This window comes from Hydrogenophaga aquatica, from assembly GCF_054780915.1.
The window spans coordinates 288,775-302,750 of sequence record NZ_BAAGVK010000011.1 but is presented as its reverse complement, the minus strand read 5'-3'; the positions used below and the strand labels follow the sequence as shown (position 1 = coordinate 302,750).

Genomic DNA, 13,976 nt, shown 5'->3' with positions numbered 1-13,976 from the left:
AGAAAATGTTCAAGAAAATCCTGATTGCCAACCGCGGTGAGATCGCTTGCCGCGTCATCGCCACTGCCAAGAAGATGGGCATTGCCACCGTGGCTGTGTATTCCGAAGCCGACAAGGAAGCGCGCCACGTGCGCCTGGCCGACGAGTCCGTGCTGCTGGGCCCGGCGCCTTCGCGCGAGTCCTACCTGGTGGCCGACAAGATCATCGCCGCCGCCAAGCAGACCGGTGCCGAGGCCATCCACCCCGGCTACGGCTTCCTGTCGGAAAACGAAGCCTTCGCCAAGCGTTGCGAGGAAGAAGGCATCGCCTTCATCGGCCCCAAGGCTCACTCCATCGCTGCCATGGGCGACAAGATCGCCTCCAAGAAGCTGGCGAACGAGGCCAAGGTCAACACCATTCCCGGCTACAACGACCCCATCGCCACGGCAGAAGAGGCCGTGGGCATTGCCAAGGGCATCGGCTACCCGGTGATGATCAAGGCGTCTGCGGGCGGCGGCGGCAAGGGCCTGCGCGTGGCCTACAACGACAAGGAAGCCCTGGAAGGCTTCACCGCCTGCCAGAACGAGGCACGCAACAGCTTTGGCGACGACCGCATCTTCATCGAGAAGTTCGTGCAGGAGCCGCGCCACATCGAAATCCAGATCCTGGGTGACAGCCACGGCAACGTGATCTACCTGAACGAGCGCGAGTGCTCCATTCAGCGCCGCCACCAGAAGGTGATCGAGGAGGCGCCCAGCCCCTTCATTTCTGACGCCACCCGCAAGGCCATGGGCGAACAGGCCGTGGCGCTGGCCAAGGCCGTGAAGTACCAGAGCGCGGGCACGGTGGAATTCGTGGTGGGCAAGGACCAGGACTTCTACTTCCTGGAAATGAACACCCGCCTGCAGGTGGAGCACCCGGTGACCGAATGCATCACCGGGCTGGACCTGGTGGAGCTGATGATTCGCGTGGCCGCTGGCGAGAAGCTGCCCCTGACCCAGGCCGACGTGAAGCGTGACGGCTGGGCCATCGAGTGCCGCATCAACGCCGAAGACCCTTTCCGCAACTTCCTGCCTTCCACCGGCCGCCTGGTGCGCTTCACACCCCCGAAAGAGACGATGTGGCAGGCCGACACCGGCCACAAGTACGGTGTGCGCGTGGACACTGGCGTGTTTGAAGGTGGCGAAATCCCGATGTTCTACGACTCGATGATCGCCAAGCTCATCGTGCACGGCAAGGACCGCAACGACGCCATCGCCAAGATGCGCGAAGCGCTCAATGGCTTCGTCATTCGCGGCATCAACAGCAACATCCCGTTCCAGGCTGCGCTGCTAGCCCACCCGGACTTCGTCTCCGGCAAGTTCAACACCGGTTTCATCGCGCAGCACTACGCTGGCGGCTTCCGCGCTGAAGACGTGCCGCACGACGATAACGACTTCCTCGTGGCACTGGCGGCCTTCGTGCGCCGCAAGTCCCGCGAGCGCACCACCACCATCACCGGCCAGCTGCCCGGCTATGGCGTGAAGGTGGGGCAGGACTACATCGTCATCAGCCTGTCGCCCTCGGGCAAGCACACCCACACGCGTGTGCACGTGGACGAATTTGCTGGCGAGACGGGTTACGCATCCGTCACCGTGGGTGAGAAGCGCTACAAGATCACCTCGTCCTCGCGCCTGAACGATGTGGTCATCACCGGCGAGGTCAACGGCGAGCCCTTCGTGGCCCAGGTGGAGCGTGGCTCCGCCAAGAACCCGCTGGCCCTGGTGGTGCAGCACAACGGCACCAAGCTGGAGACGATGGTCGTGTCGCCGCGCATGGCCGAACTGCACCAGCTCATGCCATTCAAGGCGCCGCCAGACATGAGCCAGTTCGTGCTGTCGCCCATGCCCGGCCTGCTGGTGGAGGTTGCTGTGCAGCCGGGCCAGAAGGTGCAGGCAGGCGAGCGCGTGGCCGTCATCGAAGCCATGAAGATGGAGAACGTGCTCTTTGCCGCTGCCGACGGCGTGGTGGCCAAGGTGCTGGCCAACAAGGGCGAAAGCCTGGTGGTGGACCAGCCCATCGTGGAGTTCGAGAAATGAGCCAGCGTCCCTTTAAGGTGCTGGGCATCCAGCAGATTGCCATTGGCGGGCCCGACAAGACCCGCATGCAAAAGCTGTGGGTGGACATGCTCGGCCTGGAGGTGACCGGCACCTTCAAGAGCGAGCGCGAGAACGTGGACGAGGACATCTGCGCCATGGGGCAGGGCCCCTACAAGGTAGAGGTGGACCTGATGCAGCCGCTCGACCCCGAGAAGAAGCCCGCCGTGCACACCACGCCGCTCAACCACGTGGGTCTGTGGATCGACGACCTGCCCAAGGCGGTGGAATGGCTCACCGCGCAGGGTGTGCGCTTTGCGCCGGGCGGCATCCGCAAGGGTGCGGCGGGCTACGACATCACTTTCCTGCACCCGAAGTCCAACGACGAGTTCCCGATCGCGGGTGAAGGGGTGCTCATCGAGCTGGTGCAGGCACCGCCCGAAGTGATCCAGGCGCTGGGCTGACGTGGTACACGGAAACGCCGACTGGCAGGCCCGCAGCCTGGCCAGCGTGTGGCACCCCTGCACGCAAATGCAGCGCGCGGCCGTGGTACCGCCGCTACCCATCGCCCGCGCCCACGGCCCCTGGTTGTACGATCAGGAAGGCCGCCGCTACTTCGACGCCAACAGCAGCTGGTGGGTCAACCTGTTCGGTCATGCCGACGAGGGCATCGTCAACGCGCTCAAGCAGCAACTGGACGTATTGCCCCACGTGATGCTGGCCGGGTGCACTCACGCCCCCGCCATCGAGCTGGCGGAACGGCTGTCTGCCCGCACGGGTGGTGTGCTGGGTCATGCCTTCTACGCCAGTGATGGCGCGTCCGCTGTGGAAATCGCGCTCAAGATGAGCTTCCACCACTGGCGCAACGTGGGGCAGGGCGGCAAGCGTGAATTCGTCTGCGTGCGCCAGGGTTACCACGGCGAAACGCTGGGCGCCCTGGCCGTGACGGACGTGCCAGTCTTCCGCGACGCCTACGACCCGCTGCTGATGCGCTCGCATCAGGTCGCTTCGCCCGACGACCGCCAGGCGGCTGAAGGCGAGGACGCTGCAGCCGTGGCCCAACGCGCCGCTGCCGATCTGGAGACGCTGCTGGCCGAACGTCACGCGCACGTCGCCGCCGTCATCGTGGAGCCGCTGGTGCAATGCGCCGCAGGCATGGCCATGCACCATGCGTCCTACCTGCAACGGGTGCGTGCGCTGTGCGACCAGTACAGCGTGCACCTCATCGCCGACGAGATTGCCGTGGGTTGTGGCCGAACGGGCACCTTCTTCGCCTGCGAACAGGCTGGCATCTGGCCCGATTTCGTGTGCCTGTCCAAGGGCATCACTGGCGGCTTTCTGCCGCTGTCGCTGGTGTTGTGCCGCGATGCCATCTACCGCGCCTTCCTCTCCGACGACGTGGCGCGCGGCTTCCTGCACTCGCATTCCTACACCGGCAACGCGCTGGCCTGCCGGGCAGCGCTGGCCGTGCTCGACCGTTTTGACACCCAGGACGTGCTGGGCCGCAACGCCCAACAAGCGGCCTTGCTCGACCAGGCGCTGGCACCGCTGATGGCATACCCCGGGGTGGAGCACCCGCGCCGCCATGGCATGATCTGGGCCTTCGACGTCAAGGCGGAGCTCGCCCAGGGCCGCTTTGCCGAGGCGTTTCACCTGGCGGGCCGCCGCCACGAACTGCTGGTTCGCCCCATCGGGCGCACCGTGTACCTGATGCCTCCCTACGTGCTCGACGGGGACCTCTCGCGCTGGTTGTCCGAGCGCTTGCAGGCCACCCTGCACGACACGCTGCAACAGCCCGATGCTGATCGAACACATCAACCGTCAACTGCTTGATATTGATGCGGCCGCCCTGCGCAGACGCCGCAGGGTGGGTGCGTCGCCGTGTGGCCCGCACCAACAGTGGCAAGGCAGTGGCAGCATGCTCGCCTTCTGCAGCAACGACTACCTGGGTTTGGCAAGCCACCAGCGCGTGGTTGAGGCTCTGGCTGACGGAGCCCGCCTGTGGGGCGCAGGCAGCGGTGCGTCGCACCTCGTCAGCGGACACAGCCAGGCTCACGCGACGCTGGAATCCACCCTCGCGCAATGGATGGCCCCACACATCCCCGGCGCTCGTGCGCTGCTGTTCTGCAGCGGCTACATGGCCAACGTGGCGTTGATGACGGCACTGGGCGATGATCAGGCCACCATCCTGTCGGACAAGCTCAACCACGCCTCACTCATCGACGGCGCCTTGCTGGCCCGCGCCAAGCTGCAGCGCTACCCCCATGGACAGCTTGACGCGCTGGAGCGTCAGCTGCGCGCCTGCACCACCCCAGTCAAGCTCATCGTCACCGACGCCGTGTTCAGCATGGATGGCGACGTGGCCGACCTGCCCGCATTGCTGCGCCTGGCCGAACAGTACGACGCCTGGCTGGTCATTGACGATGCACATGGCTTTGGCGTGCTGGGTGCGAGCGGCCACGGCACCCTGGAACATTTCGGCCTTTGCAGCGAACGCCTGATCTGCATGGGCACGCTGGGCAAGGCCGCCGGGGTGTCGGGCGCCTTCGTGGCCGCGCACCCCGTCATCGTCGAATGGCTTGTGCAGCGCGCCCGGCCTTACATCTACACCACGGCCATGCCGCCCGCGTTGGCGCATGCGCTGGTTGACGCCCTGGCGCTGATCGAAGGCGCGGAGGGTGCCAGACGGCGCGAACGGCTCAACGAGTTGATCCACCAGTTGCGCAACGGGCTGGCAGTCTTGGCAGAGTCCCATCCGGGCCTGTCGCTGCCACCGTCCTTCACGCCCATTCAACCCCTTATCGTGGGCGACAACGCCCGCGCCCTGGCGCTGGAGGCCGCGCTGGAAGCGCGTGGCATCCGTGTGCCCGCCATTCGCCCGCCCACCGTACCCTTGGGTACGGCGCGTTTGCGCCTCACGCTGTCTGCGAGCCACACCGCGGCCGATGTGGAGCAACTGCTGGGCGCGCTCACCGAAACTCTGAACGAGGAGCAAACATGAAAGGCTGTTTCGTCACCGGCACCGACACCGAAGTCGGCAAGACCCGCGTCAGCGCCGGGCTGCTGCACCGCGCAGCCCAGGCGGGCTTGCGCGTGGCAGGCTACAAGCCCGTGGCAGCTGGCATGGACAACATCGCCGGGCAGTGGGTCAACGAAGACGTGCAAACCCTTTGGGCCGCCAGCAATATCGAACTGCAACGTGAAGAAGTGGGCCCGTGCCAGTTGCGGCAACCCTGTGCGCCGCACTTGGCCGCGCAGGCCGAAGGCCGTGCCATCGATCGAGAAGCTCTGGAACAAGGTGCCCGCCAGCTCGCCCAGCGCGCCGACCTGATCGTGGTGGAAGGTGCGGGTGGACTGTGCGTGCCGCTGGGCTCCAACTGGGACAGCTCGCACCTCATGTGCGCGCTGAACCTTCCTGTGGTTCTTGTCGTCGGGCTGCGCCTCGGCTGCATCAACCACGCGCTGCTCACGGCGGAGGCCATCGTTGCCCGCCGCCTGCACCTGGCAGGCTGGGTCGGCAACACGCTGGACCCGGCCATGCTGCACCTGCAAGACAACATACATACCCTCACGCACGAGCTTGAGCGGCGCTTCCACGTGCCCTGCCTGGGCATCGTGCCCCATCTTGAACGCCCCGATGCAGCCTCTGTCGCGCCGCATCTTTCTGCCACCGGCCTGCAAACCCTGTTCGGCCTGGAACAACCCTTGTCTGAAGCCACACCATGACCACTGTCGCCCCCATCTCCCTGTCGTCCCTGCGCCGCGCCAACGTGGGCGTGCCCGAAACCCGCTGGACCGTGGCCGCCGTGGAGGCGCTGTACGACCTGCCTTTCATGGACCTGCTCTTCCGTGCCCAGCAGGTGCACCGTGAAAACTTCGACCCCAACGAGGTGCAGCTCTCCACGCTGCTGTCCATCAAGACCGGCGGTTGCGCCGAAGACTGCGGCTACTGCCCCCAGTCCTCGCACTTCGACACCGGGCTGGAAGCCAGCAAGATCATGCCGCTGGACGAAGTGCTCGACGCCGCCCGTGCCGCCAAGGAGCAGGGCGCCACGCGCTTCTGCATGGGCGCTGCCTGGCGCAGCCCCAAGGAGCGCGACATGGAGCGCGTGGCCGCCATGATCGAAGGCGTGCGCGGCCTGGGCCTGGAAACCTGCATGACGCTGGGCATGCTCGACGGCGATCAGGCCCGCCAGCTCAAGGACGCCGGGCTGGACTACTACAACCACAACCTGGACACCTCGCCCGACCACTACGGCAGCATCATCAGCACCCGCACCTACCAGGACCGGCTCGACACGCTCGACAACGTCCGCCAGGCGGGCATCAATGTGTGTTGTGGCGGCATCGTGGGCATGGGCGAGACGCGCACCCAGCGCGCGGGCCTCATTGCCCAGCTCGCCAACCTCGACCCGTACCCCGAGTCCGTGCCCATCAACAACCTCGTCGCCGTGCCCGGCACCCCGCTGGCCGACGCCGAACCCATTGACCCCTTCGAGTTCGTGCGCACCATTGCCGTGGCACGCATCACCATGCCCACCACCATGGTGCGCCTGTCGGCAGGCCGCGAACAGATGGACGACGCCCTGCAAGCCCTGTGCTTTGCGGCAGGTGCCAACTCCATCTTCTACGGCGACCGCCTGCTCACCACCACCAACCCCCAGGCCCAGCGTGACCGCCGCCTGTTCGAACGCCTGGGCCTCAAGCCCCAAGGTGAACGCCCCGAAGTGAAAGACACCGAGGTCACGGGCGCCGAGGCATGACGCTGGCCGAGACTGTCGCGGCCCCGTTGATAGACGAGGCCTTCCTGGACGACCCGTACCCCGCCTACCAGGCATGGCGGGAAGAGGGCGCCATGCTGTGGAGCGACGCGTTCTTCGGCGGCGCATGGCTGCTCACCCGCCACGCCGACGTGGAAGCAGCCTTGCGCGACCCGGTGCTTTCGGCGCAGCGCACGGGCGGCTGGGTCATGGCTGCCGCGCAGCAAGGCCGGGCTGAACTGCGCCCCTTTCAGAGCCTGTTCGCGCGCGCCATGCTGTTCCTGGACGCGCCCGACCACGGCCGTCTGCGCCAGATCCTCATGCCCGCCTTCCGGCCCGACGCCCTGGCCCCGTTTCAGTCATGGCTCGACACCACGGTGACGGAGCGCGTGCGTGCGCTCGATGGCCGGTTCGACTTCATGGCACAGATAGCGCGGCCGCTGCCCGCGCGCGTCATCGGCCGTTTGATGGACGTGGACCCAGCGCTGGACGCCACTTTCATGCGCTGGTGCGATGACATCGCCGTGTTCATTGGCGCTGCGCAGCCCGAGCATGCTCAACTGCTGCGTGCCCAGCGCAGCCTGCTGGAGATGACCGCGTACTTCGAGCGCGAACTGCTGCCCTGGCGCCGTCAGCACCTGGGCGACGACCTGGTGAGCCGCCTGCTGCAAGCCGAGGCGCAAGGCCAGATCGAATCCAGCCTGGAACTGCTGGCCCAGTGCGCCATGCTGCTGTTCGCCGGTTACGAAACCACCCGCAACCTGCTGGGCAACGGCCTGCACGCCTTGCTTTCACACCCCGGCCAATGGCGCCTGCTGTGCCAGCAGCCAGAACTCGCGGGCAACGCCGTGCGCGAACTGCTGCGCTTTGACAGCCCCGTGCAGTGGACCGGCCGCCGTGCCACCCGCGCCATGACGCTGTGCGGCCAAACCATCCAGCGTGGCGACCTGATCCTGCCACTGATAGGCTCCGCCAACCGGGACACTGCCCGCCACAGCAACCCTGACGCCCTGCAAATCGACCGCGCCAACCCCGGTGCCCTGTCGTTCGGCAGCGGCGCGCACATCTGCATTGGTGCTGCACTCACGCAAATGGAAACGCAAGCCGTGCTGCGGGCACTGGCCATGCACAAACCGGGGCTGGAACTGGATGGGCTGCCGCAGCGCAACCGCAACCCGCTTTACCGGGGCCTGTCCGCGCTGCCGTTGCGCGTGGCTTGACGCGACCCAAGCGCCCGAGCGGCTCAGCCCTTGGTCTGCCGCGCCGCGCGCGCGCGGGCCAGGGCTGCCTCTATCACGGCGCGCTTCTTGTCGAGCATGGCCGGGTCGGTATGCTTGGAATGTTCTTCCAGGTTTGCCAGTTTCTCCTGGGCTTTCTTGTCCTGCCTGTCCTGGTGCTCCGCAGCATCGCGTTCCGTGCGCTGCAGGTGCAACCGATAGCGTGAACGCGCCAGGTCCGCTTGCTGGGGTGACCACGCCGCCCAGCCCGTGGCCGTGCCGCTCACGTTCTCCAGGCTGATGCAGTCCACCGGGCAAACGGGAATGCACAGCTCGCAGCCCGTGCAATAGGGCTCCATCACCGCGTGCATGCGCTTGTTGGCGCCCACAATGGCGTCAGTGGGGCACGCCTTGATGCACAGCGTACAGCCAATGCACCAGTCCTCGTCGATCACGGCCACCGTCAGCGGCCCTTCAATGCCGTTTTCAGGGTTGAGGGGCAGGGCGGGGCGGCCCGTGATGGCAGCCAGGCGAAGAACGCCTTCCTCGCCCCCGGGCGGGCACTGGTTGATATCGGCTTCGCCCGCCGCAACGGCAGCGGCATAGCGGGCGCAATCGGGGTAACCGCAGCGCGTGCACTGCGTTTGCGGCAAGGCCGCGTCTATGCGCGCGGCCAATTCGGCGCGGGGGTCTGTCGTCGTCAAGCCTTGTCCGTGGTTTTCTTGGCAGCCGTCTTGCGCACGGGCGCCTTGCGGGCAGACGACGGCGCGGGACTGGCCACCTTGATGCCGGCGTTGTGCTCCTCAATGAAGGCCTTCACCACCGGGTACACCTTTTCCCGCCAGCGGCGGCCGCTGAAGATGCCGTAATGGCCTGCACCCTTCACCTCGTAGTGGCGCTGCTCGTTGTCCACAATGCCCGTGCACAGGTCGTGCGCCGCGCGGGTCTGGCCGCTGCCGGAAATATCGTCCAGCTCGCCTTCCACCGTCAGCAGGCCCGTGTCGCGGATGTCCTGCGGGCGCACCAGTTCCTTCACGCCTTTTTCGTTGCGCACTTCCCAGGTGCCATGGACCAGCTTGAACTCCTGGAACACCGTGTTGATGGTTTCCAGATAGTAGTTGGCGTCCATGTCGAGCACGGCGTTGTACTCGTCGTAGAACTTGCGGTGGGCCTCAACGCTGTCGTTGTCGCCCTTGATCAGGTCCTGGAAGTAGTCGTAGTGGCTGTTGGCGTGCCGGTCCGGGTTCATGGCAATGAAGCCCGCGTGCTGCAAGAAGCCAGGGTAGACACGGCGCCCGGCGCCGGGGAAGTTCGTGGGCACCCTGTAGATCACATTGTTTTCAAACCAGTCGATGCTGCGGTGCACCGCCAGGTTGTTCACCGCCGTGGGCGACTTGCGGGCATCAATGGGGCCGCCCATCATGGTCATGGACAGCGGCGGCAGTTCGCCCCGGCTGGACATGAGCGACACCGCAGCCAGCACCGGCACGGTGGGCTGGCACACGCTCATCACGTGGCAGTTGCCGTAAATGCCCTGCAGGTAGCGTATGAACTCCTGAACGTAGTTCACGTAGTCGTCCAGGTGAAAGTCGCCTTCGCTCATCGGCACCAGGCGGGCGTTCTTCCAGTCGGTGATGTAGACCTTGTGGTCGGCCAGCATGGTGCGCACCGTGTCACGCAGCAGCGTGGCGTAGTGACCCGACAGTGGCGCCACGATCAGCACCACAGGCTGTTGCTTCAAACGCAGGATGGTGTCTGCGTCATCCGAATAGCGCTTGAAACGGCGTAGCTCACAGAAAGGTTTATCAATTTCAACCCGTTCCGCAATGGCCACGTGCACGTTGCCCACATCCACGGTCGTGATGCCGAACTCGGGCTTCTCGTAGTCCTTGCCCAGGCGGTGGATCAGGTCGTAGCCTGCAGCAATGCGCTGCGAGAACGGTGTCTGCCCCAGGGGCGAAAGGGGGTTGGCGTACAGCTTGGCCGTCAGCTGGGCAAGGTCGGAAAAGGGCTCCATCAAGGAGCGCTGGGTTTCGTAGAACTGGTACAGCATGGAGGCCTCGCTACACGATTATGTTGCAGTGCAACAAATATAACAGGATATACCTCATAATGAACGAAGCCCGACGCAATGCCGGGCTCCGTCTGTCGCATTGGCGAAACCCGTCCGCGTTTTACAACACTGCGGCGATGGCCTTGCACACGTAGTCGATGTTCTTGCTGTTCAGCGCGGCCACGCACATGCGGCCGGTGTCGGTGCCGTACACACCAAACTCGCTGCGCAGGCGCACCATCTGGTCCTTGGTCAGGCCAGAGTAGCTGAACATGCCGATCTGCGTGGTGATGAAGCTCATGTCCTGCTGAATGCCAGCGGCCTTCAGGCCTTCCACCAGCTTCTGGCGCATGGCCTTGATGCGCACGCGCATTTCACCCAGTTCCTTTTCCCACAGGGCGCGCAGTTCGGGGTTGTTCAGCACGGCAGCCACCACGGCGCCACCGTGGGTGGGCGGGTTGGAGTAGTTGGTGCGGATCGCGATCTTGAGCTGGCTCAGCACGCGGTCGGCTTCTTCCTTGTTCTCGCACAGCACGCTCAGGGCGCCCACGCGCTCGCCGTACAGGCTGAAGCTCTTGGAGAACGAGGTGGACACGAAGAAGGTGAGGCCAGCGGCCACGAACTTCTGGATCACGGCGCCGTCTTCGGCAATGCCGTGGCCAAAGCCCTGGTAGGCCATGTCCAGGAAAGCGGTCAGGCCCTTGGCCTTGACGGCGGCAACCACCTGGTCCCACTGCTCGGGGGTGATGTCGTAGCCAGTGGGGTTGTGGCAGCAGGCATGCAGCACAACGATGGTGCCGGGCGCAGCGGCGTTCAGGCTGGCCAGCATGCCTTCAAAGTTCACGCCACGCTTGGCGGCGTCGTAGTAGGCGTAGGTTTCAACGGTGAAGCCCGCGTTGGTGAACAGCGCGCGGTGGTTTTCCCAGCTCGGGTCGGAAATCAGCACCTTGGCGTTGGGGGTGAGCTTCTTCAGGAAGTCAGCGCCAATCTTCAGGCCGCCAGTGCCGCCCAGTGCCTGCACGGTGGCCACGCGGCCGCTCTTCACCGGCTCGCTGTCAACGCCAAACACCAGGCCCTTCACGGCGTTGTCGTAGGCGGCAATACCGTCGATGGGCAGGTAGCCACGCGCGGCGGGCTTGTCCATCATGGCCTTTTCAGCCTGCTGCACGCACTGCAGCAGGGGCAGCTTGCCGTTGTCGTCGTAATAGACGCCCACGCCCAGGTTGACCTTGTTGGGGTTGGTGTCGGCAGCGAACTGCTCATTCAGACCCAGGATGGGGTCGCGGGGGGCCATTTCGACGGCGGTGAACAGAGACATGGTGGCGTGTACCTGTGGGGTGGAAAAAACGGGGGCTTGCATCACGCCGCCAGACGAGCAGCGCAAAGCCCTTTATTTTACCGTGGACAGGGGCGGGCCTGCCGCAAACGAACGCTCACGCCGCAGGCTTGGGCGGCGGGGGCGGCGCGTGGTCGAACGTCTCCAGTGCCGGGTCCACACAGGCCCAGGCAGGGGCGCTGGCCCGCCAGATATTGGCGGTGGGTTTGATGGAAGAGGGGTCATCCAGCGTACCGACGCGCACCACGGTCAGCCCCGGGCGGCCAGACGAGTCGGAAAACAGCTGGGAGCCGCACTGCGGGCAAAAGCTTCGCGTGACCTGGTTGCCGCTGTCGGCCGTCTTGTTGTGCCGCGCCACGTTGCCGGTCACCTCAATGGCCGCCGTGGGGAAAACCACGTTCACCGTGCCATTGGCCGCCAAGTGCTGGCAGTCACGGCACCAGCAAATGCGCGAAGGCCCCGGTTCGGCCGTGATGCTGTAACGTACTTGGCCGCACAGGCAGCCGCCGGTTCTGGTGTTCATCTGCAAGCTCCGCAAGGGGTGGGCGCGTCAGCCCACGGGTTTGCCATACGCACGTTCCACCTTTGCCACGCGCATTTCGTAATGCGCGTACCAAGCGCGTATGCCCATGGCCTGCGCGGCCAGGTGCTCGGCGTTGGCCTTCCAGGCGGCAATGGCCTCGGTGCTGGCCCAGTATGACACGGTGATGCCAAACCCATCGGCGCCCCGGGTGCTTTCAGCCCCCAGAAAGCCGGGTTGTTCCGCTGCCAGTTCCACCATGCGGTCTGCCATCTGTGCATAGCCCGCGTCACCGTCTGTGCGCAGGGACGAGAAGATGACCGCGTAGTAGGGTGGCTCGGGCGTCTGGGCGAAGGGGGAAGAGGGTGTCATGGTTGATCTTTCAAGCGGGACGCCATACCGCCATCTTTGGCGTTGGCCTCCTCCTCGGGCGAATGACAGGCAACACAGAGCTTGTTGCCATCTGGGTCCCGAAAGTAGGCCCCATAGTAGTTGGCGTGGTATTCGGGCCTCAAGCCGGGCTCACCGTCTGAAGTGCCGCCATTTGCCAACGCCACCTGATGGACGTGACGAACGGAGGCGCGATCGGCTGCCAGGAAGGCCACCATGTGGCCGTTACCAGGGTGAGGTGGCTTTTCGTCATACGGCTTGCCGATGAGGAACAGCGGCCTTGGGCCGCCCGTGGTTTGCCAGCCAGCCCAGGGGCGGCTGCGATCACAGAACCGCAGCTCAATTTGCAGAGCCGCCATCAGCGGCTCATAGAACCTGAGTGCCCGATCAAAGTCACTCACGCCGACGAAGATGTGCGAGAACATGGCGTGGGCCTATTTGCTGACACCGCGCGTACCCGCCAGCGCAGCGAACACGCCAAGGCCGATGAACACGCCACCACCAAGACGCCGCCCAACGCTGCGGACAGCTTTGCCGCGCAGCATTGGCGCCGCCGCACCAGCGGCCAAAGCGTAGGCGCTGTCGGTTGCAGCGGCAATGGCCACGAACAGAAAACCAAGCGCCACGCTCTGGAACATGGGTGGCGCGCCAGGGCTCAGGAACTGCGGCAGAAACGCTGCAAAGAAAACCGTGGTCTTGGGGTTGAGGAGCGCGACCACAAAACCGTCACGGAAAATGTGCTGGAGGGGGACCGCAGCGGGAACGGCAGCCGAATGCCCGCCCGGGGACGAACGCATCATCTGCACCCCGAGGTACACAAGGTAGAGCGCACCCGCATATTTGACGATGGCAAAAGCAAGGGACGAAACCGCAAACAACGCGGCAAGCCCCACAGACGCGGCAAGCGCGTTGCCCAGATTGCCCAGAGCCACTCCGGCAACCGACACCAGGCCGAAACGGCGCCCCTGCACCAGACTGCGCGTAACGATGTAGAGCACGCCCGGCCCCGGCGTGACAGCGAGGACAAAGCTCGCCAGCAGGAAGGCGGAGAACAGCGGCCAGGGTGGGAAGAGGTTGGTCATTGCTACAAACTCCGAATAGGTCCAACGTGGTAATTAACGATGCTGCGTAGCGACTAGTGGGCTACAGGATTGTGCACACTTACCATACCTTGCACCGAGCCTTCCTCTTGATCTGCGCCACGGTCTGAACGACATCGTCGGACGAGAAAATTGGATAAGGCGCTGTCTTGGTCCCCTCAATTAATCTATAAACAGCAATGGCTTCACCATTCTCAATTGCTAACACTTCAAGGCACTCGTGAATAATAGCCGCTGCCGCCATTGCTGCCGCGTCAGCAGCATCCTGGAGAGCCAGGCGTGTAACCTCGCAATACTTGAGAAAGAACGCAGATAAGCGGTTAGTGGACTCCTTGAAGTTTAGCTGAGGGGATCTTGATGATAAAAAATCTGAATTTAGATTGTTCTCTTCGATTTGGCACCCAAGGTACCTTAATGCTTCAAGCATAACATTCATTAATTTTGGGTCGTGTATATTTGCCTGAGGAGATGGAACGATAGCGTTTGGAGGAGTTTTCTTATCAAATGCAAAGCTTTAACACATCAAAGAACCAGCCCCCTCGATGC

General features: G+C 64.5%; 14 protein-coding genes. 7 read left to right on the top strand and 7 right to left on the bottom strand.

Annotation, left to right across the window (positions count from 1 at the left end; all coding sequences use genetic code 11):
* The first annotated feature begins 5 nt into the window (after positions 1-5).
* From ACYVHH_RS08820 to ACYVHH_RS08790, 7 genes are all read left to right on the top strand, one after another.
* Positions 6-2,057 (top strand): acetyl-CoA carboxylase biotin carboxylase subunit, encoded by a 2,052-nt coding sequence (locus tag ACYVHH_RS08820; RefSeq protein ID WP_460564765.1) that lies wholly within the window; start codon positions 6-8, stop codon positions 2,055-2,057.
* Positions 2,054-2,518, top strand: a complete 465-nt coding sequence (locus tag ACYVHH_RS08815; protein ID WP_460564764.1) for a VOC family protein — start codon at positions 2,054-2,056, stop codon at positions 2,516-2,518. The genes ACYVHH_RS08820 and ACYVHH_RS08815 overlap by 4 nt, the downstream gene beginning before the upstream one ends.
* A 67-nt stretch (positions 2,519-2,585) precedes the next feature.
* Positions 2,586-3,887 (top strand): adenosylmethionine--8-amino-7-oxononanoate transaminase, encoded by a 1,302-nt coding sequence (gene bioA, locus ACYVHH_RS08810; RefSeq protein WP_460565269.1) that lies wholly within the window; start codon positions 2,586-2,588, stop codon positions 3,885-3,887.
* Positions 3,853-5,055: an 8-amino-7-oxononanoate synthase gene (gene bioF / locus ACYVHH_RS08805; protein ID WP_460564763.1), complete on the top strand. Its 1,203-nt coding sequence runs from the start codon at positions 3,853-3,855 to the stop codon at positions 5,053-5,055. The genes bioA and bioF overlap by 35 nt, the downstream gene beginning before the upstream one ends.
* Positions 5,052-5,780 (top strand): dethiobiotin synthase, encoded by a 729-nt coding sequence (bioD, locus tag ACYVHH_RS08800; protein WP_460564762.1) that lies wholly within the window; start codon positions 5,052-5,054, stop codon positions 5,778-5,780. The genes bioF and bioD overlap by 4 nt, the downstream gene beginning before the upstream one ends.
* Complete coding sequence (gene bioB, locus ACYVHH_RS08795) at positions 5,777-6,817, top strand: biotin synthase BioB (protein ID WP_460564761.1); 1,041 nt, start codon at positions 5,777-5,779, stop codon at positions 6,815-6,817. The genes bioD and bioB overlap by 4 nt, the downstream gene beginning before the upstream one ends.
* Positions 6,814-8,034 (top strand): cytochrome P450, encoded by a 1,221-nt coding sequence (locus ACYVHH_RS08790; RefSeq protein ID WP_460564759.1) that lies wholly within the window; start codon positions 6,814-6,816, stop codon positions 8,032-8,034. Before bioB ends, ACYVHH_RS08790 begins: the two co-directional genes overlap by 4 nt.
* A gap of 23 nt (positions 8,035-8,057) precedes the next feature.
* Here ACYVHH_RS08790 and rsxB read toward each other — a convergent pair whose 3' ends face one another.
* The 7 genes from rsxB to ACYVHH_RS08755 form a co-directional block, all read right to left on the bottom strand.
* On the bottom strand, positions 8,058-8,735 hold the full coding sequence (gene rsxB, locus ACYVHH_RS08785; protein ID WP_460564758.1) for an electron transport complex subunit RsxB: 678 nt from the start codon (positions 8,733-8,735) through the stop codon (positions 8,058-8,060).
* Positions 8,732-10,084, bottom strand: a complete 1,353-nt coding sequence (locus ACYVHH_RS08780) for a polyhydroxyalkanoate depolymerase (RefSeq protein ID WP_460564757.1) — start codon at positions 10,082-10,084, stop codon at positions 8,732-8,734. The genes rsxB and ACYVHH_RS08780 overlap by 4 nt, the downstream gene beginning before the upstream one ends.
* Before the next feature lie 121 nt (positions 10,085-10,205).
* On the bottom strand, positions 10,206-11,402 hold the full coding sequence (locus ACYVHH_RS08775; RefSeq protein WP_460564756.1) for an amino acid aminotransferase: 1,197 nt from the start codon (positions 11,400-11,402) through the stop codon (positions 10,206-10,208).
* A 115-nt stretch (positions 11,403-11,517) separates the two neighbouring features.
* On the bottom strand, positions 11,518-11,943 hold the full coding sequence (locus ACYVHH_RS08770) for a GFA family protein (protein WP_460564755.1): 426 nt from the start codon (positions 11,941-11,943) through the stop codon (positions 11,518-11,520).
* 27 nt (positions 11,944-11,970) lie between these two features.
* A complete protein-coding gene (locus ACYVHH_RS08765) occupies positions 11,971-12,312 on the bottom strand; it encodes an antibiotic biosynthesis monooxygenase family protein (RefSeq protein WP_460564754.1) in 342 nt (113 codons plus the stop codon).
* Positions 12,309-12,755 carry a VOC family protein gene (locus ACYVHH_RS08760; protein ID WP_460564753.1) on the bottom strand — a complete coding sequence of 149 codons (447 nt, stop codon included), beginning with the start codon at positions 12,753-12,755 and terminating at the stop codon, positions 12,309-12,311. Before ACYVHH_RS08760 ends, ACYVHH_RS08765 begins: the two co-directional genes overlap by 4 nt.
* A gap of 9 nt (positions 12,756-12,764) precedes the next feature.
* Complete coding sequence (locus tag ACYVHH_RS08755; RefSeq protein WP_460564752.1) at positions 12,765-13,412, bottom strand: LysE family translocator; 648 nt, start codon at positions 13,410-13,412, stop codon at positions 12,765-12,767.
* Positions 13,413-13,976: the final 564 nt, after the last annotated feature.

What these genes read in the sequence shown, in the direction of transcription:
- ACYVHH_RS08765 (WP_460564754.1), bottom strand. Translation starts at nt 12,312, where the DNA reads ATGACACCCTCTTCCCCCTTCGCCCAGACGCCCGAGCCACCCTACTAC.
- bioA (WP_460565269.1), top strand. Translation starts at nt 2,586, where the DNA reads ATGCAGCGCGCGGCCGTGGTACCGCCGCTACCCATCGCCCGCGCCCAC.
- ACYVHH_RS08790 (WP_460564759.1), top strand. Translation starts at nt 6,814, where the DNA reads ATGACGCTGGCCGAGACTGTCGCGGCCCCGTTGATAGACGAGGCCTTC.
- bioD (WP_460564762.1), top strand. Translation starts at nt 5,052, where the DNA reads ATGAAAGGCTGTTTCGTCACCGGCACCGACACCGAAGTCGGCAAGACC.
- bioF (WP_460564763.1), top strand. Translation starts at nt 3,853, where the DNA reads ATGCTGATCGAACACATCAACCGTCAACTGCTTGATATTGATGCGGCC.
- bioB (WP_460564761.1), top strand. Translation starts at nt 5,777, where the DNA reads ATGACCACTGTCGCCCCCATCTCCCTGTCGTCCCTGCGCCGCGCCAAC.
- ACYVHH_RS08775 (WP_460564756.1), bottom strand. Translation starts at nt 11,402, where the DNA reads ATGTCTCTGTTCACCGCCGTCGAAATGGCCCCCCGCGACCCCATCCTG.
- ACYVHH_RS08780 (WP_460564757.1), bottom strand. Translation starts at nt 10,084, where the DNA reads ATGCTGTACCAGTTCTACGAAACCCAGCGCTCCTTGATGGAGCCCTTT.
- ACYVHH_RS08815 (WP_460564764.1), top strand. Translation starts at nt 2,054, where the DNA reads ATGAGCCAGCGTCCCTTTAAGGTGCTGGGCATCCAGCAGATTGCCATT.
- ACYVHH_RS08760 (WP_460564753.1), bottom strand. Translation starts at nt 12,755, where the DNA reads ATGTTCTCGCACATCTTCGTCGGCGTGAGTGACTTTGATCGGGCACTC.
- ACYVHH_RS08820 (WP_460564765.1), top strand. Translation starts at nt 6, where the DNA reads ATGTTCAAGAAAATCCTGATTGCCAACCGCGGTGAGATCGCTTGCCGC.
- ACYVHH_RS08770 (WP_460564755.1), bottom strand. Translation starts at nt 11,943, where the DNA reads ATGAACACCAGAACCGGCGGCTGCCTGTGCGGCCAAGTACGTTACAGC.
- ACYVHH_RS08755 (WP_460564752.1), bottom strand. Translation starts at nt 13,412, where the DNA reads ATGACCAACCTCTTCCCACCCTGGCCGCTGTTCTCCGCCTTCCTGCTG.